A 22406-nucleotide genomic window follows, 5' to 3' on the forward strand; every position below is an offset into this window, starting at 1 on the left:
GAGAGGCTTGTTGTCTGAAGAAAAAGAAAGTGAGGATAACTTTTTTTCTTCAGAAAATTGAATACATATATGCAATAGGTGCATGCGGTTTTGCTGCATTGCTTAAAAGGGAAGTCCGGTGCAAATCCGGGACGGTCCCGCCACTGTGATAGGGAGCAACTTATAAAAACTCACTGTTGTCAAAATAGATAATGGGAAGAGATAAGAAGCGATGATCTTAAGTCAGGAGACCTGCCTATTGTATCAAACTTGTACTCTACGTGGATATAGGGGGGGAGGTGAAAACAGAAATTGTCTGAGAAAATGTTTAATCTCAGTTATATTTGTTATGCCTTTTAATCTCTCTTTTCTAGTAGAAAAGAGAGATTTTTTATTTTTGTTAGATCGGCTGAAAGAGTTTTTTATAAAAAGGGCTTATAAAACAAAAAGTTATTCCGTTATAAACTAGTGCTATTTTGAAAAAAAAATTAATTAGAGGTGGAGAAATCATGGTAAAAAGTTCAAATATAGGATATCCGAGAATTGGCGAAAATCGAGAATGGAAAAAAGCATTAGAACAGTACTGGGCAGGTAAACTAGAACAAAAAACCTTTCTAAAAGAGATGGAAACCATTCGATTAACTCATTTGAAAAAGCAGCAAGAAAAAGGAATTGATTTTATTCCTGTTGGAGATTTTTCCTTTTATGATCATATGCTTGATACGGCAGCAATGTTTGGCCTTGTCCCTAAACGCTTTGACTATAAGGGCGGCGAAGTTTCTTTAGATCAGTACTTTAGCATAGCAAGAGGATCCAAAAAGGCAGTCGCATCTGAAATGACAAAATGGTTTAATACGAACTATCATTATATTGTTCCCGAATTTGATGGATTAACGCCAACACTTGTAGATAATCGTCCTCTTCGTTTTTATCAAGAAGCAAAAGAAAAATTAGGAATTCAAGGAAAACCGGTTGTGATTGGGCCAATTACTTTTGTTAAGCTTGCAAAAGGTTATGAAGAAAACAAATGGCAGGAAGTGGTTCAGCAATTAGTTCCCTTATACGCACAAATTTTGCAGGAATTGTCTTTGGCAGGTGCAGAATGGGTGCAAATCGAGGAGCCGATCCTTGCGACAACGATTGGAGCAGAAGAGCTTGTCTTATGTCAAACTGTTTATCAAACATTAAAAGAAGCGGCACCATCTCTTAAAATTAATGTGCAAACTTATTTTGAAAGCATCGACCAGTATCAGCAAGTTGTCTCACTTCCAGTAGATGGAATCGGATTAGATTTTGTATATGATGAAGGAGCAAATTTAACTTCATTAAAAAAATATGGTTTTCCACAAGAAAAAGTATTATTTGCAGGGGTAGTGGACGGCAGAAACATTTGGCGCAATGATTTGCAGAGAACATTAGTGCTTTTAGATGAAATACTTGATGTGGTAACAAAAGAGAATTTAGTTATTCAAGCATCTTGCAGTTTGCTGCATGTACCGGTAACAGCAGCTAATGAAAAACAATTAGAACCTGTAGTGGGAGAAGCGATAGCTTTTGCTGATGAGAAGCTAACGGAACTTACTCTTCTTGCAAAAGGGGCAGCGGAAGGGAAAGAAGCAATCTCTTTTGAAATACAAGAAAGCACAAACGCTTTAACATCACTGCAAAAGTCTTCCTATCGCAATAATCAGGATGTTCAATACAATATCAATCATTTGCAGACATTTGCAGCAGAAAGACAAGCAGCTTTTCCAGAGCGTATGGCTATCCAAGAGAGTGTATTTCAATTGCCGATATTGCCAACGACAACCATTGGAAGTTTCCCGCAAACACAAGAAGTAAGAAAGCAACGCTTAAAATGGAGAAAAGGGGAATTATCACAAGAGGCATATGAACAATATATCGAACAAGAAACCAAAAAATGGATTAGTATCCAAGAAGAATTGGAATTGGATGTATTGGTTCATGGCGAATTTGAACGAACAGATATGGTTGAGTATTTCGGAGAAAAGTTAGCAGGCTTCCAGTTTACAAAATTTGCTTGGGTACAATCTTATGGGTCTCGCTGTGTAAAACCACCAATTATTTTTGGGGATGTGGCGTTCCAAAATCCAATGACGGTAAAAGAAACAGTTTATGCAAAGCAGTTAACTTCAAAGCCTGTAAAAGGAATGCTGACAGGACCGATTACCATTTTAAATTGGTCATTTGTCCGCAATGATATAAAAAGAAGCGAAGTAGCCAATCAAATTGCATTAGCGCTGCGCAAAGAAGTAGAAGAATTAGTTAACAATGGAATCAATATGATTCAAGTAGATGAGCCAGCAATTCGGGAAGGACTTCCACTAAAACAGCAAAAACGAGAAACATATCTACAAAATGCTGTTTACGCCTTTAAACTTGCAACTGCATTTGTGGAAAATGATACGCAAATTCATACACATATGTGTTATGCAGATTTTGAAGATATTATTGACAGCATCGAAGCACTTGATGTGGATGTTATTTCGATTGAAATGTCAAGAAGCCATGGCGAATTGCTTACTTCCTTTGAAGAAAATTCTTATGACAAAGGAATAGGCTTAGGCGTATATGATATCCATAGCCCGCGTATTCCAGCATTAGAGGAAATTACCCGTAATATTGATCGGGCTCTTCAAGTGCTTGAACCTAAATTATTTTGGATTAATCCAGACTGCGGTTTAAAAACAAGAGGAGAATATGAAACCATTGAAGCATTAAAAGTAATGGTTGAAGCAGCTAAAGAGACGAGAAAAAAACTATTTGCCGCTAAAGTTTAATATAATAGTAGATAATAGGATAATTGGTTAGCATTTTTACCAATTATCCTATTTCTTATGATGTAAGGAAAGTCCTCAAGTGTTTATCTTTCGTTATGTTCTAGCCACCAATTAATATGATCTAAGTCAAAAATCAGAAGATTTTTTATTGGTTTTTGATGAGGAATCATTTTTTTTATTAATTGCATGGATTTCCTCTTCTGTATAAATAATTCCAAGTGATTTCAGGTAAACAATTAAAGGTTCAATGCCATTTACCCTTCTCAAACTCGGAGTTCATTATTCTTCTACATGAATTTTTGAAAAATATGCTTTTTCTTTAAAAAATGATTTACAAAGATGTAAAAAACATGATATAAATCGGTAAGACATGCCTTTTATGACAAATGAACATTTTTAAAAGAATGGATATATGGAGAGAGATATGAGCAAATTAGTTAGTGAAATGAAATGGAAAGATATTGCTATCATAGTTTTTGGTTCTTTTTTATTTGCTGTTGCAGTAAATGTATTTGTTATTCCAAATGATCTTGGAGAAGGTGGAGTAACAGGTATTACCATTATTTTATATTATTTATTTCATTGGGCACCTGGAATTGTCAATTTTACTATTAATGCCTTTTTATTGGTTATTGGATACAAGTTTTTAGATAAACTGACATGTATTTATACGATTATCGCAGTAGTGTTTAATTCTTTCTTTTTGCATTTTACGGAAAATTGGCGGATTGCATCAGATGAAGTAGTCATTAATGCGGTATTTGGCGGCATATTGGCAGGTGTTGGAATTGGCATGATTTTAAAGGTTGGGGGAACCACTGCTGGCACCACGATATTAGCGAGAATTGCCAACAAATATCTAGACTGGAATGTTAGTTTTTCTTTGTTGTTTTTTGATTTAATTGTTGCTTTTTCTTCTTATTTCATTATCGGTGCGGAAAGATTAATGATTACAATTGTTATGTTATATATCGCGACAAAGGTAATGGAATTTATTATAGAAGGATTAAATCCGAAAAAAGCGGTCATGATTGTATCGGCAAAACAAAGTGCCATTGCAGAAAGAGTAAATGAAGAAATGGATCGTGGCGTTACTGTTATGTATGGCCGAGGATTTTATACACAAAATGCGAAAGAAATTCTTTATATTGTGATAAGTAAACAAGAAATGGTGGTTTTAAAGAAAATTGTAAAAGATGTTGACGACCAGGCTTTTATTACCATTCATGATGTGCGGGATGTGTTTGGTAAAGGCTTTTTGGAACTTTCTAAATAGACTGTTTTCCATCTGATTCAGATGGAAAACAGTCTATTTTTTTAGAATATACGACTCAGGGGTTTTATGGTAAATTCAATTGGGAGAAGGGAGAATGTATGTTAATTAAATGCATGTACCCCCTATATCTATTTTTTGATACAGGACAGTTTAAGATAAAAGGCGCTCTTAAATCTAGGCACACTTATCGACTGAAAGTGCGTTCGAAATCTATTGAATACGAGAATGTCTAATGATTTTTTGTTCTAAATAAACAATATAATGATAATAAAGAATGAGGGAAATCAGTAAAATGGGATTAATAATTGCAGAATACCAAATCTTCCACCAGCCATAATGAAAATATCCCCATGGTTCAGGAAGTAAAGCAATTTTTTCGTACAGCAATATAAGTACGTTAAAACCCAAAATAAAGATTACTCTGCTGTGTATCTTTTTTTTAAATGGATAATAATTTAAAAAAATAATATTGACTGGCTGAACTAAAAAAATAATATAAAGTATTGATATCCAATCGATTTCTTTTGTGAAATACCAATATCCTAAATATTTAAAGTCAACAAACATATCAAATAACAATTGAAAAGTGCTTGTAAACATCCATATATGCAGGACACGATTAGCATTTAACCTTTTATTCAGTTTTATTGCAAGAAAATTAAATAGTGCAACGACAATTAGTAGACCAATCATATGTTTTCTCCTTATAAATGGGTATTTCTAATATTGGTTAAATAGTTGAAAAATATCCATTTAATTGGAAAGAAAGAAATTCAGTCTTTTAACAATTCTTTTAGCATGTTTTCCCGATTATTTAAAAAGTATTTTGTTATTTGATAATGGTCGGTCTGTTCATAGTCGATCTCTTTTATACTGCCATGATCAAAGCTCCAAATTTTTGCATGTGGATAACCCAATAGAATAGGGGAGTGTGTGGCAATTAAAAATTGGCACTGCTGTGTTTTGTTTAAATCATGCAGTATTCGCAGAAAGGTAAGTTGTCTTTGCGGCGATAGAGCGGCTTCCGGTTCATCTAACAAATAGATTGCTTGTCCAGAAAAACGATTTAAAAAAAGGGACAAAAAAGACTCGCCATGGGATTGCTCCAATAAGGATTTGCCGCCATAATGGCGATAATTCGATCTAGTATAAGGGTCTTCTTCCAATTTATCCAGGTATGTAGCAAAATGATAAAAGGACTCTGCACGCAGAAAAAAACCATTTGTTACTTTTGGCATCCAAGACAGCCGAAGATAGTCTCCTAAATCGGAGTGAGCGCCATGAACATCATATTGATTATGCCTGCTTCCTCCTGCTGCATGAAACCCGCACTTATCGGCAATAGCTTCTAGCAGCGTTGATTTTCCTGATCCATTTTCTCCGACAAAAAAAGTTATATTGCTCGTTAAATCAAGAGAATTCAAGTTTCTTATCGCAGGGATCGAAAAGGGATATTTTTCTTTCGCTGGAATTTCACTTTTTAATACACTAATTTTTTTTAAGAACATGGTTTTCCCTCATTTCTTCTGCGCTTTTGTTTTCACTAATTATTTAGTATGGACACCTAATAGTTTAGGGTACTATTACTGTTTATTGAATAGATTTTTATCTGGAATAATCAAAAATAATTTCTTTATATATATTATTGATTATAACAGAACATTTGTTTGTACTTGAAGAAGTTTGCATAAAAAGGGTTTAACTTCAAAGCAGAAGGTCTTTTTCCTATTAAAAATGCTGAAATATTTAATTGCTGAACATATGCATCTTTTCCTGTATAATATAAACTGATAAAAATAGCCTTTACAATGGGATTTTAGCAATATCTTTTGAACTTTCTTTAGAAACCATTGAAGAAGTGCTATATTTCTAGATATAATAAAGTGCTGAAGATTTAATTGTAGAAAGAGAGTGTTCATAATGGGTCGTAAGTGGAACAACATTAAGGAGAAAAAAGCGTCAAAAGATGCTAATACTAGTCGTATTTATGCTAAATTCGGCCGTGAAATTTATGTAGCAGCCAAACAAGGGGAGCCAGATCCAGAATCTAATCAAGCGCTGAAAGTGGTATTAGAGCGTGCGAAAACATATAGTGTGCCAAAAAACATTATTGACCGTGCGATTGAAAAAGCAAAAGGCGGATCAGAAGAAACATATGATGAGCTTCGTTATGAAGGATTTGGACCAAATGGATCTATGGTAATTGTAGATGCATTAACAAATAATGTGAACCGCACAGCTTCAGATGTTCGTGCCGCATTTGGCAAAAACGGCGGAAACATGGGGGTAAGCGGATCTGTTTCTTATATGTTTGATGCAACAGCGGTTATCGGAGTAGAAGGCAAAAATGAAGAAGAAGTGTTAGAGCTTCTTATGGAAGCAGATGTTGATGTACGTGACATTATTGCAGAAGAAGAAGATTCCGTTGTTGTTTATGCAGAACCAGATCAATTCCATGCTGTACAAGAAGCATTTAAACAAGCAGGAGTAACAGAGTTTACAGTAGCAGAATTAACGATGTTAGCGCAAAATGACGTAACTCTTCCTGAAGATCAATTAGTACAATTTGAAAAAATGATTGATGCACTAGAAGACTTGGAAGACGTTCGCCAAGTCTACCATAATGTGGATTTAGGGGAATAAGATAAAAAGCAGACCTTATGTTTCAAAACATAAGGTCTGCTTATCTTATTAAATCAACAGCAGATTGGAACAGTAAAAAACGTTAAGTATTAATAGTATTTTTTCAAGAGTGATAATATACATGGTGAAATTCGCTCTAAAAATTATGCTAAACGAACGTTTTCTATTTGGAGATATGATACAAATAAATAGCAAATATAATTTTATTAGGAAAAATGCAATAAAAAACCACTTCGTTTGTCAAAAAAAGAAGTGGCTAGAAGAATAATTTTATTGAGTAAACTTCCAAAACATAAGCTCTAAGACCTTCATTTTATATTTTTTTGGTCAAAATTGTGGTTGTAAATCCCCCATAATCCTAGTTATTTCAGTACTTAGTGCGATTCAATTAAGCTGAAATTCATTTTAAAAATCTCCATGTTTTTTACTAAGCCTCTTCACAATTTACTTTTTCTTGAGGAGTAATTTTTCAATTTCATTAGCTGGTAGGGGTTTACTAAAGTAATATCCTTGTCCATATTGGCATTTATATTGTTTTAATAAATTTAATTGTTGTTCATTTTCTATTCCTTCTGCAATTAAGCTAAAATTCAAGTTATGTCCCATTTCAATAATGGTCTTAACCAAAGCATAATCATTGGTATTAATGTCATTAATAAACGTTTTGTCTATTTTCAGTTTGTCTATAGGTAAGTGGTGCAAGATATTTAAAGAAGAATAGCCAGTACCAAAATCATCTATGGATAAATTAACCCCTATATTTTTTAGTTCATTAAGAATTTTTTGAGAATGTTTAATATTTTGTACGATACTTTCCGTTACTTCTAATTCGAGATGCATAGGATTTAATTTTGTCTCTTTTAATACTTTTATAACATTTTCAACAAATTGATTGTGCTCCAACTGTCTTGTGGAAATATTTACGGAAACATGGATTAAGTCAAAATCACTTTCCTGCCATATCTTTAGCTGCTTGCAGGCTTTTTGAAGCACATAGTTTCCAAGATCAATTATTAATCCAGTCTCCTCGGCTATCGGTATAAACTCTTCTGGAGAGATTATACCCATTTTGGGGTGCTCCCATCTGACAAGAGCTTCCAATCCGAAAATTTTGCCACTGTCTAGTTCAATTATCGGTTGGTAATGGACTTGTAATTGTTCCATCATTAAGGATTTTCTTAAATGGTTCTCTATATTGGCTTTTCGTGTATAATAATCACTTAAATTCTGATTAAAAAAAGTGAAATTATCATTCCAGTTCTTTTTCGCATGATACATGGCTATATCGGCATGTTTTATAAGTGTTTCAAGACTTTGTCCGTTTTTAGGATATTGACTAACACCAATACTAGGGGAAGTGAAAACTTCATGTTCTTTTATAAGAAAAGGTTCTGAGAATGAATCGATAATTCTTTTAATATGAAATAATATTTCATTTTTGGTTGCGTTTTCTAATAATATTAAAAATTCATCACCAGAGAAGCGAGCAACTATTCCTTCTGCTTTTACACATTCGCTAAGCCTTTCAGACACTTGCTGCAGCAAAAGATCCCCAATTGCATGTCCAAATGTATCATTTACGATTTTAAATCGTTCTAAATCAATAAACAGAATTGCAAATGGAATTTGTTCCCCATCAGTCAATAATTTGCTAGAAATATAATCCTTAAAATAATTACGATTAGGTAATTTTGTTAAGGAATCGTAATATGCCATAAAATGCATTTTCTGGTTTTCTTCTTTTTGTTCTGTGATGTCTCTAAAGTATACTGATAATCGTTCTGTAGAAGGAAATGCTCTTACATCATACCATCTATTATTAAAAAGTTCTTCGAAAGTAATTGGTTTAAGCGACAAAAGAGAACGTTTGTATCTTTTTACAAAGTTATCTATATCACTATTGGGAAGTGCCTCATAAATAGGAGTACCAATGATATTTTCACGTTTCACATTTAAAAGTTTTTCGGTTGCGTTATTAACATATTTAATTTTTAAATCATAATCCAATGAAAAAAAACCATCTGTTATACTCTCTAAAACAGTTTCAATTCGATTATTATTCACTTCATTTTCGTTTAATTGCCTAATTGTGCCGAAAAAAACAATAGAAAAGTCATTTATCTGCTTTTTAACACCATGAATTTCAGTATAGATAATTTCTCTAGATTTTTTTATCCCGCGTAATACAATATTAATATCTTTTCTTACTTCATCTTCCAAATGCAGTTCGTTGGTTTTACTAATAATATCTCGATCATCCGCATATATAAGTTCAATTAAGTTCATTTTCATTAACTCTTTTTTATTATAACCATATATTTCCTCAAATCGGTTATTTGAATAGTGGAATTTGCCATTTTCCACATAAAAAAAGCCAAGCAACGAATCTTTCATCAGATAGTCACAGATGGATTTTATGTATGAATTTGTCATAATTGATCTCCTGCAATTCTTTATTCAGCTTATATGTATATTAAATATTTTCTAGTAGCTAATGGACTAAACTCCCCATTAGCAAACCATGCCTCGATTTGAGGAACCAAAGATTATGTAACAAAATCTGTTTTTACATGGTTGAAGAAGGGGAGAAAATTGATTACTTATTTTAACATAATCAAAATAAAAAGAACAGGATACTTATTCTCTTACTAAACTATAAAAAGCTTGGTGAATGTTCCGCTCACTTTCCGATTTGGAAGGTGCTTCTAAATGTATTCTAATGAAGATGCAGGAGAGTAGGAGGAAGGAAAAAAAGCCGCTTGGGCAAAGTCAGGATTAGACCTTCACCAAGAGGCTTTTTTCTTTTTATAATGCCGCATGAATCAATTTTTTATAATAAAATACAGAAAGTACACCGAAGATTGAATAGAGAATGGTATATAAAACCATGACAATAACCATTGGCGTCCATAATTCAGTGCCGAAGAAAAACCAGCCTGATTGGACGGCAAAATAGCTGTGCAAAAGACCAACTATTAATGGAATGCCAAAGTTGAATAATTGTTTCCCTTGAATTCCTTTCAGTAAATCTCCTTGGGTAAAGCCAAGTTTTCTAAGAATCGTATAGTTGAATTTTTCCTCTTCTCCTTCGCCCATTTGTTTAAAGTAAAGGATGCAGCCAGAGGTAATCAGAAAAGTTAATCCTAAAAAGCCGACAATAAACATGGTTAGCCCCATATTTGATTTGTTGGAATCTATCATATCAAGACGAGAAATATTCAAATCTTTGTCTTGAAAATCAAGCCTAGCAAAAAGAGTATTTGCTTTTTTTATGTTTGTTTTATCTTTTATGTCCATTCCAATATAAAGAGAGGTTACTCTTTGAATAGTTTTTTCTGGGCTTTTCACCAATTTGCTAAAAATCGTTTCATCAACAATCACGGTTGGCATGCCGCCGCTTGTGAAAATATATGGAACAATAGTTGGAGAATCAAGTCCAATATAATGAAGAGAAATTGATTCCTTGTTTGTTTTTAAGGTGACAGCACCGGAACTTTTTAAAGGCATAAATTTTGCCAGTGCATCATTATAGCCTGTAAAAAGGGTTTCATTTGCTTTTACATTGACGCCTTTGATGTTTTTGTCGCTGACAACCGCGAGTGCTGTAACATTCGGATCAAAATTTAATCCTTTTGGCGATGATGCTAATAGTTTGCTGATATCCACATTCGCCTGTAAAACCGGTATGGTTGTTTCTTGATAGTCGATATTTTTTTCCGCGAGTGCATCCTTAAACATATTTGCATCCTTTGTATTTGTAAAGGAAAAATGTGCCGGAACATTATCGGCAGCAGATTTTTCGGCAGAATAATAAGAAATATAAGAGAGCGCTAACAAACTGATTGCCAGTGCAGAAATAGTTGTAATAATTGTAAGAAGCATGGCATTTGTTTTCATGCGAAACATAATGCTAGATAAAGACAGCACTTCATTAATCGATAAATAGCCGTTTTTCTTTTTGCGAATTAAATTCGATACAAACGTAACAGATCCTTTATAAAAAAGATAGGTTCCAATAATTACAGATGCAAGAATAGCAATCATTACGGCAAATAGTTCAGTCATTTCTGAAAAATCGCCGTCAAATAATTTGGATGAAAGATAATAGCCAACAGCAATTAAAAGTAAGCCGAAAATGCCGAAAATCATTTCCCAAACCGATACTTTTTTTACTCTTTCCTCTGAAGAAGAAGCGACGCTAAATAGACTTAGAATCGTTTGTCTTTTAATAAATAAATAGTTCATTAGCATAATAAAGAGATAGACAGCAGCAAATACGAGAACGGTCTGTGCCAGCGCCTGTCCGGAAAAGGTTAATGAAGCAACTTGATCAATTCCTGTAATCTTAAATAAAATCAATTTGATCAATTTGGAAACGGCAAATCCAATAAATGTGCCGATTGTAAGGGAGCCGAAGTACAGCATAATATTTTCTGTGCTGATGATGCAGAATATTTTCCCTTTTGTCATCCCGATTAGCTGAAATAAACCAATTTCTTTACTGCGCCTTTTAATAAAAATATTGTTGGCGTAAAACAAAAAGATGGCAACAATAGCAATTAATAGAATCGAAGCCGTACGGATAGCTGCGCCACCCTTTATACTTCCTTTTGTTGCATCCATGGCTGGGTCATATTGCAGTGTGACAAAAGAAAAATAAAGAGCGACACTAAAAATAAGGGCAAATACATATAAATAATAGTTTTTAATATTTTTTTTCAAACTGCGGAAAATTAACTGATTAATGCTCATATTGCACCCCGCTTAAAATTCCTTGTGTTTTCATAATATCTTGGAAAAAGTCTTGTCTGGATTGTTCCCCTTTATTTAATTGGGTATAAATTTGACCGTCTTTAATGAAAATAACACGGTTGGTGAAACTTGCCGCAACAGGATCATGTGTCACCATAATAATAGTTGATTTGCGATTTTGGTTTAACTTGCTTAATTTATTTAGTAAGTCAGATGCCGACTTTGAATCAAGTGCTCCTGTCGGTTCATCGGCAAAAATAATGCTCGGCTCATGAATAAATGCTCTTGCTGCAGAGGTGCGCTGTTTTTGTCCTCCGGAAATTTCATTTGGATATTTATCTTTTAATGGTGCAATGCTAAGTTCGTTAGAAAGTTCATCAAATTTTTTCTGAGCAGTACTTTTGGCTGTTTTTGTAATAGATAATGGCAAAAGAATATTTTCCTTCACTGTTAATGTATCGAGCAAGTTATATTCTTGAAAAATAAAGCCAAGATTTGTTTTGCGAAAAGCAGCTAATTGTTTTTCTTTCATGTTTGTTATTTCATTTCCTTCAATCAGAATCGAACCGCTAGTCGCTTTATCAATAGAAGAAAGCACATTAAGCAGGGTTGTTTTTCCTGAACCAGACGCCCCCATAATACTGACAAACTCTCCTTTTTGAATGGTAAGATCAATTCCCTTTAATACTTCTTGCTTATTAAATTTATTGCCATAACTTTTATGAATTTTATTTGCTTGTAAAATAGTCATTTGCTCCACACTCCTTATTTGATAGCTTTATTATAAAAACTTCCAGCGATTACTTCCTGCGTTTTGGCGAACAAATAGAAGAGGCATGTGACATTTTTGTCACATGCCTGTAATTTGAACAAGATCATTTTTTTTCGGAAAAGTTAAAGTAAAGGTTGTTCCTTGATGGACAACAGATTTCACGTCTATATGGATAAGGAGCGCTTCTGCGACTTTTTTCACTAAATAAAGTCCCATGCCTGTAGATTGTTGGTTATGATGATTGGCTGTTGATGTAAAGCCTTTATCAAAAATCCTCGGCAAGTCATGTGCTTCTATTCCTCTTCCAAAATCTTGGATTTCTACAATTACTTGCTCGTTTTTTATAGTGCTTTGTATGATAATATCAGCATTTTCGCTGTATTTCACCCCATTAGTAAAAATCTGCCGGAAAATAAAGGCAAGCCATTTGCTGTCTGTTAACACAGCAGAAACAGTTAAATCCACTTCAAAGCCAATTCCTTTTTGCATGCACCATGATTGCAATGTGCGAATTTCATCAAAAATTACTGTTTCTAAATCTATTGTCTCGATATATAAGTCATTTTGCATAAATGGAATTCGTTTTTGATGCAGCTGCTGATCTAAAAGGAGATGGATGCGCAGCCATTCATACGTTAAAGCAGTTTTTAGCTTTTGATCTTCTATTCTTTCGATAATAAGATGAAGGGCGGTAAGCGGTGTTTTTACTTCATGAATCCAACTTAACAGTTCATCCTTTTCTTGCTCTAATTGGGTAGAATGTTGCTGGATTTCTTTTTTTAGCTGTTCTGTTTGCTGAACGATGCTTTTTTCCATTATTTCTTCAAAGGGACTGGTAGGAAAAGGCAAATTGCTCATGTCTAAATTGTCTTCCCTGTCGGCAAGGCTTTTATAAAAAGCGGTTTCCTTTTGATAACGAATAATCAAAAAAATCACAAAAAAAATGATGGCTAAAAAACAAATATATATCATGGATTGCAAGGAAATCGTTTTATCCATACTTGCAATCAAGAGGTTAAGCACCTGGAGAAAGAGGATAAAGAGAATCCAGCTCCGTTTTTCTTTTAAAAATTTGATAATCATCGTTCACCCTCTTCAACCGCTATATAGCCTTGGCCCACCTTTGTTTCAATATATTTGCCAAGCCCGATTTCATCTAGTTTTTTGCGCAGCCGATTTACGTTAACGGTTAATGTATTATCGCTGATGAAACGTTTGTCATTCCATAAACTGTTAATTAAATGATCTCTTGTAACAATTTTATTTTTATGTTCAATCAGGATTTTTAATATGTATAGTTCATTTTTCGTTAATTCGATATTATCATTATTTGTCACAACGCTGTTTTTTTCAAAATCAATGGTTGCATCATACCATGATTTCAGCTCCAGTTTTTCCACACTATAATTATAGACACGCCGCAAAAGAGCCTGTACTTTTGCTATAAGTACATCAAAGTGAAAAGGCTTCTGTACAAAATCATCTGCACCAAGCTGCATGGACATGACCATATCTGTTGGATGATCTCTTGATGACAGGAAAATAATTGGCACATTTGAATGGCTGCGTATCATCCGGCACCAATGGAAGCCATCAAACATGGGCAATTGGATGTCAATAATGACTAAATCAGGTTTAACTTCAGAGAAAACCTGCATAACAGCAGCAAAATCTGTAATGCCATATACATCATATGACCAAGTTGTTAAACGTGTTTTTAATTCTTTGTATAAGGTTTGATCATCTTCAATTACTAATAGTTTAAACATTTTATCACCACATTTTTTTATTCTTTTTTAGTGTAGCGAAAATAGCTAGGAGAAGCTAGTCTATTCCGCTTTTTTCTCTATAATTATGAATTTTTTTCCAATAGAGAAAATTTTTGAAAGGTAGATTTTTTATCAGGGGGATTATAGTAGAATAAAGGAATTAGAAAAAGTGAAAGCAGGGAGTAGGAAGATAGTGGAAAAATAATTGTTTATATCAGTAGTATCTTTGTTTTTGGGCTATTTTTTATTACTGCTCCGCTTATATCAAAAGCATAAAATAAAAGAATAGTTTTTAAAAATAAGGAGGAACAATGGAAAATCAAATAAAAATCATCTGCCCAATAGACTGCGGCAATGCTCCTAAAAAGCAAGTATTAAAGGAAGTCTGCATGGCATTTGCTTTAAAAGAAATTACTTCCATATTAGAAGAGCTCGCTGATAATATAACTTGGAATAATATCGGTCAAACTAGCATAAGTGGAAAAGAGCAAGTTAAACAAGCACTAATAGATGACCATACAGATCAGCCAACTGAAATACATATAGAGACAATTATTACCCATGGAAATACAGGATTTGTTAATGGGATGGTGCTTATGAAAAATCACCATAACTATGCTTTTTGTCATGTTTATCAATTCACCAGTGCAGGGAAAAAGGGGAAAATAAAAGAAATAACTTCTTATATTATTAAATTAATATAGAAAAAAAGCATGGTCTTTGACGATGCTTTTTTTTGCACAAAAAAACAAATAGAAAAACTTCCCAAGGTTCTATCTCGTCTAACTATAGATAAGAAGGTTTGTTTTACAAAAAAAGAGTTTTGTTATTTTTTCTATTTTGGTAAAATAAGGTTTTCGGTAAAAGGAGATAGAAAGGAGAAAAAGAGGTTGTATAGTAGCTTAATTGTATACATAGGAGTATGTATTTACATCATTGGAGTCAGCATAAAGTTAGCCGTTTCATATAAAAAGAAACCAATCTATTGGCTCAAGGAAGCAGTAAAACTTCTGTTTGTAGTATATATGCTGCTAGTTGTATCTGTAACATTATTTCCTATCTATGCTTATAATATTGTTAGTTTAGAGGGGTTAAAGTATAGCGTAAATATTATTCCATTGGTTTCCATACTTAAAAGCATCGAACAAATTGGGATAGCGTATGATGGAGATGCCCTATTTATGTCCAGTCTCATTATCCGCAATGTCGGCGGCAATATTTTGCTTTTTATGCCACTAGGAGTATTGGCACCGATTATTTGGCACCAGTATAAAAACCTATCAAGTATGTTATTTTTAGGAATGCTATTATCTATTTTTATTGAAGGAATACAATTTTTTGAAATTTTATCAGGATCTTCTATACGTGCAGTTGATGTGGATGATGTGATTTGCAATGTTTTTGGTGCAATGCTCGGCTATTTTGTATATGCTGCAATTTTTAAACTAGCAAATCGGTTTCAGATAAAAGCATTGCAAAAGTTAAACAGAGGAGATCCTATGTTAACAGAAAACAAGGAAAAAGCTGGGTGCTAAATTTTAAAGGCTGCCTACTCTATGATAAGTGGAGGAGGCAGTTTGTTAGTGTATGAAAAATTTGTTTTGGAAAAAATAAAGGTTTAGTAAAATGAAAATGGAATAATTAATAATGAAAGATGCATAGAAAAATAACTGGGAATTGTGAAGATGAAAATGTTTAAAGATTTTCCCTTCTATGTAAGTCGAAATATTTATAATAAACGTGGTTGAAAAAGTAAACTAACATTAGAAAATCTATAAAATAATCCATTGCTTTAAGATAGGAGATAATAATGAAACAAAAAACTGTTGGAATATTACTCTTTGACGAGGTGGAAGTATTAGATTTTGCCGGACCATTTGAAGTTTTTTCTTTGGCAAATGTACCAGAAATGACAGCCAGTCCATTTGCTGTTAAAACGATTTCGGAAAAAGGTAAATTAATTACAGCGAGAAATGGACTAAAGGTATGTCCTGATTATAGCTTCTCCAATCATCAAGTGTTAGATATTGTTATTATACCTGGGGGATACGGGGCAGAAACAAAGGAAATAAATAATCCAAATATTATAAAATGGATACAAGATCAAAATAAAAAGGCAAGTATTACAGCATCTGTTTGCACAGGGGCACTATTGCTCGCAAAAGCTGGCATTTTGGATGGACGAAAAGCTACGACTCATTGGATGGATATCGATCGCTTAGAAAGTGAATTTCCATCGGTTCAAGTACAGCGTGAGGTGAAATTTACTGATGAAGGTTCGATTCTCACATCTGGGGGCATTTCGGCCGGAATTAATATGTCTTTTCATTTAGTAGCGAGATTATTAGGCAGAGATATTGCTAGGCAAACAGCCAAAAGAATGGAATATAATATAGTATTATAGGGAAGGTAATGGATATGCTGCAATATTTTTGTGAAAAACAGGTTTGATATGATATAAAAATAGAGGGAGATTTTGGGACAGATCCAATTTGGTGCGATGTTTGCGGCTGTAATTTGGAGCTAGAAGATTTGCCTCTAGCTGAAGAATTGAAAGATGAATTAGAGAAATGGGCGATGAAGTATGGAGAATGGTTCGATATGGAGAAAGATGTATTAGTTCTTAATGGGGTAGAACTAGAATCGAATCATAATAAGGAGGGACTAATTTTAACAGAAAAAGTAAAAGATGAGTTAGGGGAAAACTATAAACTAACTTTTTCTCCTGCTGAGATGGCAAAAGTTACCCTTCTGCTAAAAAATAGTCTATAAATAAAAGGAGAATAAAAGGATGAAAAAGAAATCAGAGCTGTTTGAGTGGGGAAAGTCTATTTTTGTGGCCGTTGCCATTGCTATTGTTGTTCGCACATTTGTGTTTACACCAATTGTCGTTGACGGAGAATCAATGGAGCCGACATTAAATAATGAAGATCGAATGGTTGTTTCTAAAATTGGCACACCAAAAAGATTTGATATTATCGTATTCCATGCAACAGCACAGGATGATTATATTAAAAGAGTAATTGGGCTGCCTGGAGATACGATTGAATATAAAAATGATGTACTGTACATCAATGGAAAAGCCTATAAAGAAGACTATTTAATAGAAAAGAAACAAGAAATAAAAGAACAATATGGTGCAGATGCCCTGCTGACTGAAAATTTTACGTTAAAAGACTATACTGGATTTGACAAAGTCCCGAAAAATACATTATTTGTAATGGGAGATAATCGCAGAAATAGTAAAGACAGCCGGGAAATTGGAGTGATTTCTTTTGATGAAGTTGTCGGCAGCACCAATCTTGTTTATTGGCCGCTAAAAGATGCACAAATGACTAAATAATTTTTAGAAAAGATGGCAAGTAATTGAAATGGACTTGCCATCTTTTTTATATTGCGCTGTTTTTTTAGTTAGAATCATAATTTCTATTTTTTTATCAATCTATCTTCACTAAAATTTTTTCAATATTCGTTATGTTATTTTTCAGTAAAAACAAAAAAGAATAATTTACCAAAAAATATAAAAAATGTTAAAATATTATATGGAGGTGAACGAATTTGAGAAATAAAATAAAAGATATGATTAAAAACCTTCCAGAAAACGAAGCAAAAACAGTATTGTTTGATCTTTTTATCCAAATGGATAGTGTAAAAAAAAAGAATTATCAAGAAGCAGAATTGCTGGAAGATATGGATAGAATTTATACTAATCTAATACGATTGATGGAATATAAAAAAAGTTAGAAGAAACTACAGAAAAGGTTTATCTTGTCTTCGGAGTATCGGAAGGCCGAAATGGCATTAAAGGAGATGGACAGGGCGAATAGGAGGAAGTGCTTGTGTTTGCCGACAATTTTTCGATTGGGCCAATTTGGAATTTGCATGAAGAACCTGGTTTATCTAATCGAAACTATTGGCTGAAAAACCATCTCCTGTTTGAAGAGGATGAGTGGGAGCAACAAGCTAAATATATGAGAGAAGTACATTCTAAACTGAATACTATTTCAGAGAAGATACCAATCTATATATGGACATGCGATAATGCCCATGAACAAATTGGTTTAAGGATGGCATTATTTTTACTGAAAGAAAAGAAAACCCAATTTATTGCATAAATACAATTAAAGCTTATCATAATTTAGAGAAACATCCTGATAGATTTTGTCCTCGTCCATCAGGAGAGCTTCTATCAGAGAATATACAGAAAATCTATAAAAATACCCAATTTTTTCTTTTATTAACAAAGAAAGATAGAAAAGAATTGGAGAGAGAATGGGAAGATTAGGCAAGTGCAGAAGGAAACTTGCCAATTTGGAATAATGGCCATATTTTAGGTGTAGAGGAAACATTTTATGATGATTCTTTAATTAAAACGGCCAAAAAGCTTCATGACGAGCAAAGACAAAAAGATTTTATGCCATCAGCCCGCTTAATAGGGGAAGTGATTGGAAATTTGCCTCAATATCATGTAGATGCTTTTTTGAATATCGTGTCAGACAATTGATTTTAGAGGGAGTTTTTGAAATAGAGGGTGTACCAAAAGCAATGAGGTTTTACAGCATCAAATTGCGATAGTAGATAAAGAAGAAGAAAACCAGATGGAATTACAGATAGATTCACAAAAAATTTTACTGCACTTAATTTAATAAAAGATACATTTGCAGATCAACCTTTTGCAGTACATGTAGAACTGGAAACAAGCAGCGAATGTTCTCGCCGAAAAAGAAGTATTAATAGAAATCGTTGCTTTGGAATAGAGCTAAAAGATATTGCAAATCTTCTTCTCGGTTTATATAAACAAAGTTTGCTAGAAATAAAAACAAAAACCATACAATTGTTGGAAATTAAAAAAGAAGATAGAATAGAAGATAAAGTATTTATTTGAAAAAAATGGGTGTTAAAGAATGAGTTTTGTTAATGGGTTAGGATGTGTGAAGATTGTCTAATGTAATGTTAAAAGAGTATCATTCAGATTGTACAAATTGTTTTGGTTTATGCTGTGTGGCGCTTCCTTATGCCAAGTCAAGTGATTTTGCCTTTTCTAAAGATGGCGGTACGCCTTGTTCGAATCTGCAAACAGACAATAAGTGCCGTATACATACAGATTTAAGAGAAAAGGGATTTAGAGGATGTACAGCATATGAATGTTTTGGTGCTGGCCAAAAAGTTTCCCAACATATTTACAGTGACAAAGATTGGAGGGATTATCCTGAACTTTCCATAGAAATGTTTAATGTTTTTCCAATCGTGCAGCAATTGCATGAGATGCTCTATTATTTAAATCAAGCGCTAACATTTTCTGAAACAAAATCGATTCATGTTTTGCTGCAAAACAGTTTAAAGAAAACAGAAGAGCTCACTTTTTTATCTCCTGAGGAAATTTTAGCGCTTGATATACCGGCACATCGGGCTACTGTTAATGAGGTGCTGCTACAAGCAAGCGAACTTGTCCGCAAAACGAGCAAGAGCACAAATAAAAAGAAAAACAGAATGGACTATTTAGGGGCTAACTTAAAAGGGGCAGATTTTAGAGGCATGAGTCTTAGAGGAGCCCTTTTGATTGCTGCAAATTTGCGAGGAGCCGATTTGCGAAAAGTGGACTTTATTGGCGCTGATATGCGCGATGCTGATTTATCAGGTGCAAACTTAACGGAAAGTATTTTTCTTACACAAGCGCAAGTAAATGCAGCAATTGGGGATCGCCATACAAAGCTGCCTAAAGGATTAACTTTACCCAGCCATTGGCAATGATGGGGAGAAAAGTTATAGCCGACAGCGGAAAAAAGAAAAGAACGGCAGATAAATTAGAAGTGACAGCGAATACCGAAAATATATCAATACAACTCAAAACTAGTTGTTTAAAGAAGGGAAGCAAGGAGGTTGCCAAGCATGGCCAATCGCAAATTAATTATTTATATTGCAACAAGTTTAGATGGATATATAGCAACAAAAGAAGAATCATTAGATTGGCTGTTTCGAGTAGAAGGAGAAGGAGATAATGGCTATTCTGCTTTTTATGAGACAGTTGATACAGTGCTAATGGGGAAAAAGACATATGACTGGATTTTAAAACAAGGATTAGCAGATTTCCCGTACAAAGGAAAAGAATGTTATGTGTTCAGCAGAACATCTTCCTCCTCAACAGAGGATGCGACCTTTATTACTCATGATATTTTTCCTTTTATTACCGATTTAAAAAAGCAGTCAGGCAAAAATATTTGGCTAGTTGGCGGTGGGGAACTAATCACTTCCTTTGTAAAAGAAAAGTTAGTGGATGAACTTATTTTAACTATGGCTCCAGCAATAATTGGTAAAGGAATTCCTTTATTAAAAGAAGGAGAATATGAGCTGGATTTATCCTTGAAAGGAATTAAAACATTTAATCAATTTGTAGAACTTCATTATGAAGTGAAAAATTAACCGTATTTTTGCAAGGGACCTATCTAATTAAGGGAATAGGTCTTTTTTATGTAAAGTTTGATGTGAAGCAGTATGTGATAAGAAGCAGAAATGGTGTAAAATTTAAAAAGTAACTGTTTTTGGAAATAGGAGGAGATTGCCAATGTGGGCATTGCCAAAACAAAGGTTTGGATGGCTTTGTGTATTGCTTGCCGCTGTATTAAGCTCCAATATTTTAATTTACCATGTAGATTTTTTACCACAGCTTCCAAAAGAAGTTGTTTTCGGATCATTACTTGATTTTCTTATTACCATCCCATTAATTATCTATTTTTTAATTATTAGAAAGCGCTATTCTTTAAGATACTTGTTTTATGTAGTGATTGCAAGCTATGCCGCAGCACTTTTTATAATACCTCAACATTATTTTTCATCATTTCATTTGGTAAGATATCTAATATTTGCTGGTGAAGCAGCCTTTTTACTTGTAGAACTGTACATTGTGTTTCAGTTTATAAAAAAACTTGTCCCAATCATCAAAAGCTACCGAACAAATAGAATGGATATTCCGATATTTTCTTCTAGGCTGGAAAAAGCGATAAATATTCATATAAAATCGTCTCGCTTTATTGAAATGATGGTTTCTGAAATCTCTATGGTTTATTATTGTTTTTTTTCGTGGAGAAGTAAACCCCTTGTTATACAAGATGGGAAAGCATTCACTTACCATAAAAAAACCAGTGCCATTGCATTTTATGTGATGCTTATCCATGCGCTGATTATTGAATCAGTAGGGTTTCATTTCCTTCTGCATGCATGGACCGAAGTGGCAGCAGTAATTGCCATTGCTTTAAACATCTATACATTAATCTACCTTGTAGCAGAGATGCAGAGCATTAAATTATGCCCTTTTATTATTACAAATAATCACGTCCATTTACAGATTGGCCTGACAAAAAAAATGACAGTTCCATTGGGAGCCATTAAGAGCGTTCGTTCTTATCAAGGTCCTGAAAAAATAGCGAAAAACGAAAAAAAGCACCTGTTAGAAGCGATGCTTCCTGATTTTATACAAGAGAAACCAACTGTAGAAATAGAGTTTTATCATCTCGAAGTAGCCAAATTCATGTATGGGTTTAAAAAACAAATAAAAAAAGTTCATCTTCGTCCAGATTACCCCAAAGAATTTATCGCGGCAATTTATACAAAACTAGAAGAAGCAAAAAGGAATATAGAGTGATAGATAGCAAACATAACCAAATCTGAGGAAGTAAATGAGAATATCGTAAACGGATGGCATTTAAAAAAGCTTATATATCAACTAAGTATAAATGAATCGAAAAGACAAAAAGAATATAACACTAAATTAATGGAATATATGTATGGTTTGACTAAGGAAAAAAATAGATATAATTGAAAAAGATTTTGACAAAAAACATGGGTTTATGTTCTATTGGGAGTTTGTCTATAAATAGTTCTAACTGGAGGGATAAAGATGACACAAAAAATAAAAACACTAGAACTTCCTTATTATGCAGTTATTTTTTCATCACAGCGAACAGATGAAGAGAATGGCTACGGGAAAATGGCAGAAAAGATGGTGGAATTGGCTGCAAAACAAGAAGGTTTTTTAGGAGTGGAAAGTGCAAGGGACGAACATTTAGGGATAACAGTTTCTTACTGGAAATCAGTAGAGGATATTCAAAAATGGAAAGATCACACAGCACACCAGATTGCTCAAGAAAGAGGCAAAAAAGAATGGTATCAAACGTTTTCATTGAGAGTCTGCAAGGTGGAAAGACATCGTTTTTTTGAAATGTAAAAATGCATAGAAAAGGAGGCGGTATGGAATATAGGGGGCATGTGCGTATGAAGATAAACAGTTTTTAAAAAGGCTGTTTTACTATTTTTATGCAGAAATACATAAAGCAAATAGTTTTCAATAATCAGGTTTTGTATAGTATAGATAGATGATTCCTAGGATGTTTACAATGTCTATGAAATAGGAAATGAAT

At 33.5% G+C, this 22406-nt stretch carries 22 protein-coding genes and 1 riboswitch; of the genes, 15 read left to right on the forward strand and 7 right to left on the reverse strand.

The annotated features are described in order from the left end of the window. The first annotated feature begins 59 nt into the window (after positions 1-59). Positions 60-253, forward strand: a riboswitch (cobalamin riboswitch). 235 nt (positions 254-488) lie between these two features. Beyond that, positions 489-2780 (forward strand): 5-methyltetrahydropteroyltriglutamate--homocysteine S-methyltransferase, encoded by a 2292-nt coding sequence (gene metE, locus CWS01_RS11695; RefSeq protein WP_101177386.1) that lies wholly within the window; start codon positions 489-491, stop codon positions 2778-2780. Positions 2781-3204: 424 nt separating this feature from the next. Continuing rightward, positions 3205-4056 (forward strand): YitT family protein, encoded by an 852-nt coding sequence (locus tag CWS01_RS11705; protein ID WP_407938562.1) that lies wholly within the window; start codon positions 3205-3207, stop codon positions 4054-4056. Between the two features lie 210 nt (positions 4057-4266). On the opposite strand, the gene CWS01_RS11710 is transcribed toward CWS01_RS11705, so the two are convergent. Next, a complete protein-coding gene (locus CWS01_RS11710) occupies positions 4267-4749 on the reverse strand; it encodes a hypothetical protein (protein ID WP_101177387.1) in 483 nt (160 codons plus the stop codon). A gap of 80 nt (positions 4750-4829) precedes the next feature. Beyond that, positions 4830-5564 (reverse strand): AAA family ATPase, encoded by a 735-nt coding sequence (locus CWS01_RS11715; protein ID WP_101177388.1) that lies wholly within the window; start codon positions 5562-5564, stop codon positions 4830-4832. 412 nt (positions 5565-5976) lie between these two features. Between CWS01_RS11715 and CWS01_RS11720 the strand changes: the two genes are divergently transcribed. After that, positions 5977-6699, forward strand: a complete 723-nt coding sequence (locus CWS01_RS11720; protein ID WP_101177389.1) for a YebC/PmpR family DNA-binding transcriptional regulator — start codon at positions 5977-5979, stop codon at positions 6697-6699. Between the two features lie 444 nt (positions 6700-7143). Here CWS01_RS11720 and CWS01_RS11725 read toward each other — a convergent pair whose 3' ends face one another. The 5 genes from CWS01_RS11725 to CWS01_RS11745 form a co-directional block, all read right to left on the reverse strand. Then, a complete protein-coding gene (locus CWS01_RS11725; protein ID WP_101177390.1) occupies positions 7144-9132 on the reverse strand; it encodes a bifunctional diguanylate cyclase/phosphodiesterase in 1989 nt (662 codons plus the stop codon). Positions 9133-9504: 372 nt separating this feature from the next. Then, the gene (locus CWS01_RS11730; RefSeq protein ID WP_101177391.1) at positions 9505-11451 is read right to left on the reverse strand and encodes an ABC transporter permease; all 1947 of its coding nucleotides are present in this window, start codon (positions 11449-11451) and stop codon (positions 9505-9507) included. After that, a complete protein-coding gene (locus tag CWS01_RS11735) occupies positions 11441-12202 on the reverse strand; it encodes an ABC transporter ATP-binding protein (protein WP_101177392.1) in 762 nt (253 codons plus the stop codon). The genes CWS01_RS11730 and CWS01_RS11735 overlap by 11 nt, the downstream gene beginning before the upstream one ends. 99 nt (positions 12203-12301) lie before the next feature. Beyond that, complete coding sequence (locus CWS01_RS11740) at positions 12302-13306, reverse strand: sensor histidine kinase (RefSeq protein ID WP_101177393.1); 1005 nt, start codon at positions 13304-13306, stop codon at positions 12302-12304. Beyond that, positions 13303-13992 (reverse strand): response regulator transcription factor, encoded by a 690-nt coding sequence (locus CWS01_RS11745; protein WP_101177394.1) that lies wholly within the window; start codon positions 13990-13992, stop codon positions 13303-13305. The genes CWS01_RS11740 and CWS01_RS11745 overlap by 4 nt, the downstream gene beginning before the upstream one ends. 311 nt (positions 13993-14303) lie before the next feature. Here CWS01_RS11745 and CWS01_RS11750 point away from each other — a divergent pair, with 311 nt between their 5' ends. The 12 genes from CWS01_RS11750 (at position 14304) to CWS01_RS11805 (ending at position 22213) form a co-directional block, all read left to right on the forward strand. Then, complete coding sequence (locus tag CWS01_RS11750) at positions 14304-14696, forward strand: nuclear transport factor 2 family protein (protein ID WP_101177395.1); 393 nt, start codon at positions 14304-14306, stop codon at positions 14694-14696. A 186-nt stretch (positions 14697-14882) separates the two neighbouring features. Beyond that, positions 14883-15527 carry a VanZ family protein gene (locus CWS01_RS11755; protein ID WP_235852034.1) on the forward strand — a complete coding sequence of 215 codons (645 nt, stop codon included), beginning with the start codon at positions 14883-14885 and terminating at the stop codon, positions 15525-15527. A gap of 275 nt (positions 15528-15802) precedes the next feature. Further along, positions 15803-16396, forward strand: a complete 594-nt coding sequence (locus CWS01_RS11760) for a DJ-1/PfpI family protein (protein WP_101177397.1) — start codon at positions 15803-15805, stop codon at positions 16394-16396. A gap of 128 nt (positions 16397-16524) precedes the next feature. Further along, positions 16525-16764, forward strand: coding sequence for a hypothetical protein (locus CWS01_RS11765; protein ID WP_235852035.1), 240 nt, complete (start codon positions 16525-16527; stop codon positions 16762-16764). 19 nt (positions 16765-16783) lie between these two features. Continuing rightward, entirely contained in the window at positions 16784-17335 is a 552-nt protein-coding gene (gene lepB / locus CWS01_RS11770; RefSeq protein WP_101177398.1) for a signal peptidase I, read from the forward strand. Between the two features lie 215 nt (positions 17336-17550). Then, positions 17551-17736 carry a hypothetical protein gene (locus CWS01_RS11775; protein WP_101177399.1) on the forward strand — a complete coding sequence of 62 codons (186 nt, stop codon included), beginning with the start codon at positions 17551-17553 and terminating at the stop codon, positions 17734-17736. Between the two features lie 95 nt (positions 17737-17831). Continuing rightward, positions 17832-18107 (forward strand): DUF1835 domain-containing protein, encoded by a 276-nt coding sequence (locus CWS01_RS11780; protein WP_157827634.1) that lies wholly within the window; start codon positions 17832-17834, stop codon positions 18105-18107. 188 nt (positions 18108-18295) lie between these two features. Further along, positions 18296-18496: a DUF3658 domain-containing protein gene (locus CWS01_RS11785; RefSeq protein WP_101177401.1), complete on the forward strand. Its 201-nt coding sequence runs from the start codon at positions 18296-18298 to the stop codon at positions 18494-18496. A gap of 446 nt (positions 18497-18942) precedes the next feature. Then, positions 18943-19743: a pentapeptide repeat-containing protein gene (locus CWS01_RS11790; RefSeq protein WP_101177415.1), complete on the forward strand. Its 801-nt coding sequence runs from the start codon at positions 18943-18945 to the stop codon at positions 19741-19743. A gap of 138 nt (positions 19744-19881) precedes the next feature. Next, positions 19882-20412 (forward strand): dihydrofolate reductase family protein, encoded by a 531-nt coding sequence (locus tag CWS01_RS11795; protein WP_101177402.1) that lies wholly within the window; start codon positions 19882-19884, stop codon positions 20410-20412. 142 nt (positions 20413-20554) lie between these two features. After that, positions 20555-21631 carry a hypothetical protein gene (locus tag CWS01_RS11800; RefSeq protein ID WP_101177403.1) on the forward strand — a complete coding sequence of 359 codons (1077 nt, stop codon included), beginning with the start codon at positions 20555-20557 and terminating at the stop codon, positions 21629-21631. Between the two features lie 255 nt (positions 21632-21886). Beyond that, positions 21887-22213 carry an antibiotic biosynthesis monooxygenase family protein gene (locus CWS01_RS11805; protein ID WP_101177404.1) on the forward strand — a complete coding sequence of 109 codons (327 nt, stop codon included), beginning with the start codon at positions 21887-21889 and terminating at the stop codon, positions 22211-22213. The last annotated feature ends 193 nt before the right edge of the window (positions 22214-22406 follow it).

The organism is Niallia nealsonii, assembly GCF_002835805.1.
Classification (GTDB): Bacteria; Bacillota; Bacilli; order Bacillales; family Cytobacillaceae; genus Niallia; species Niallia nealsonii.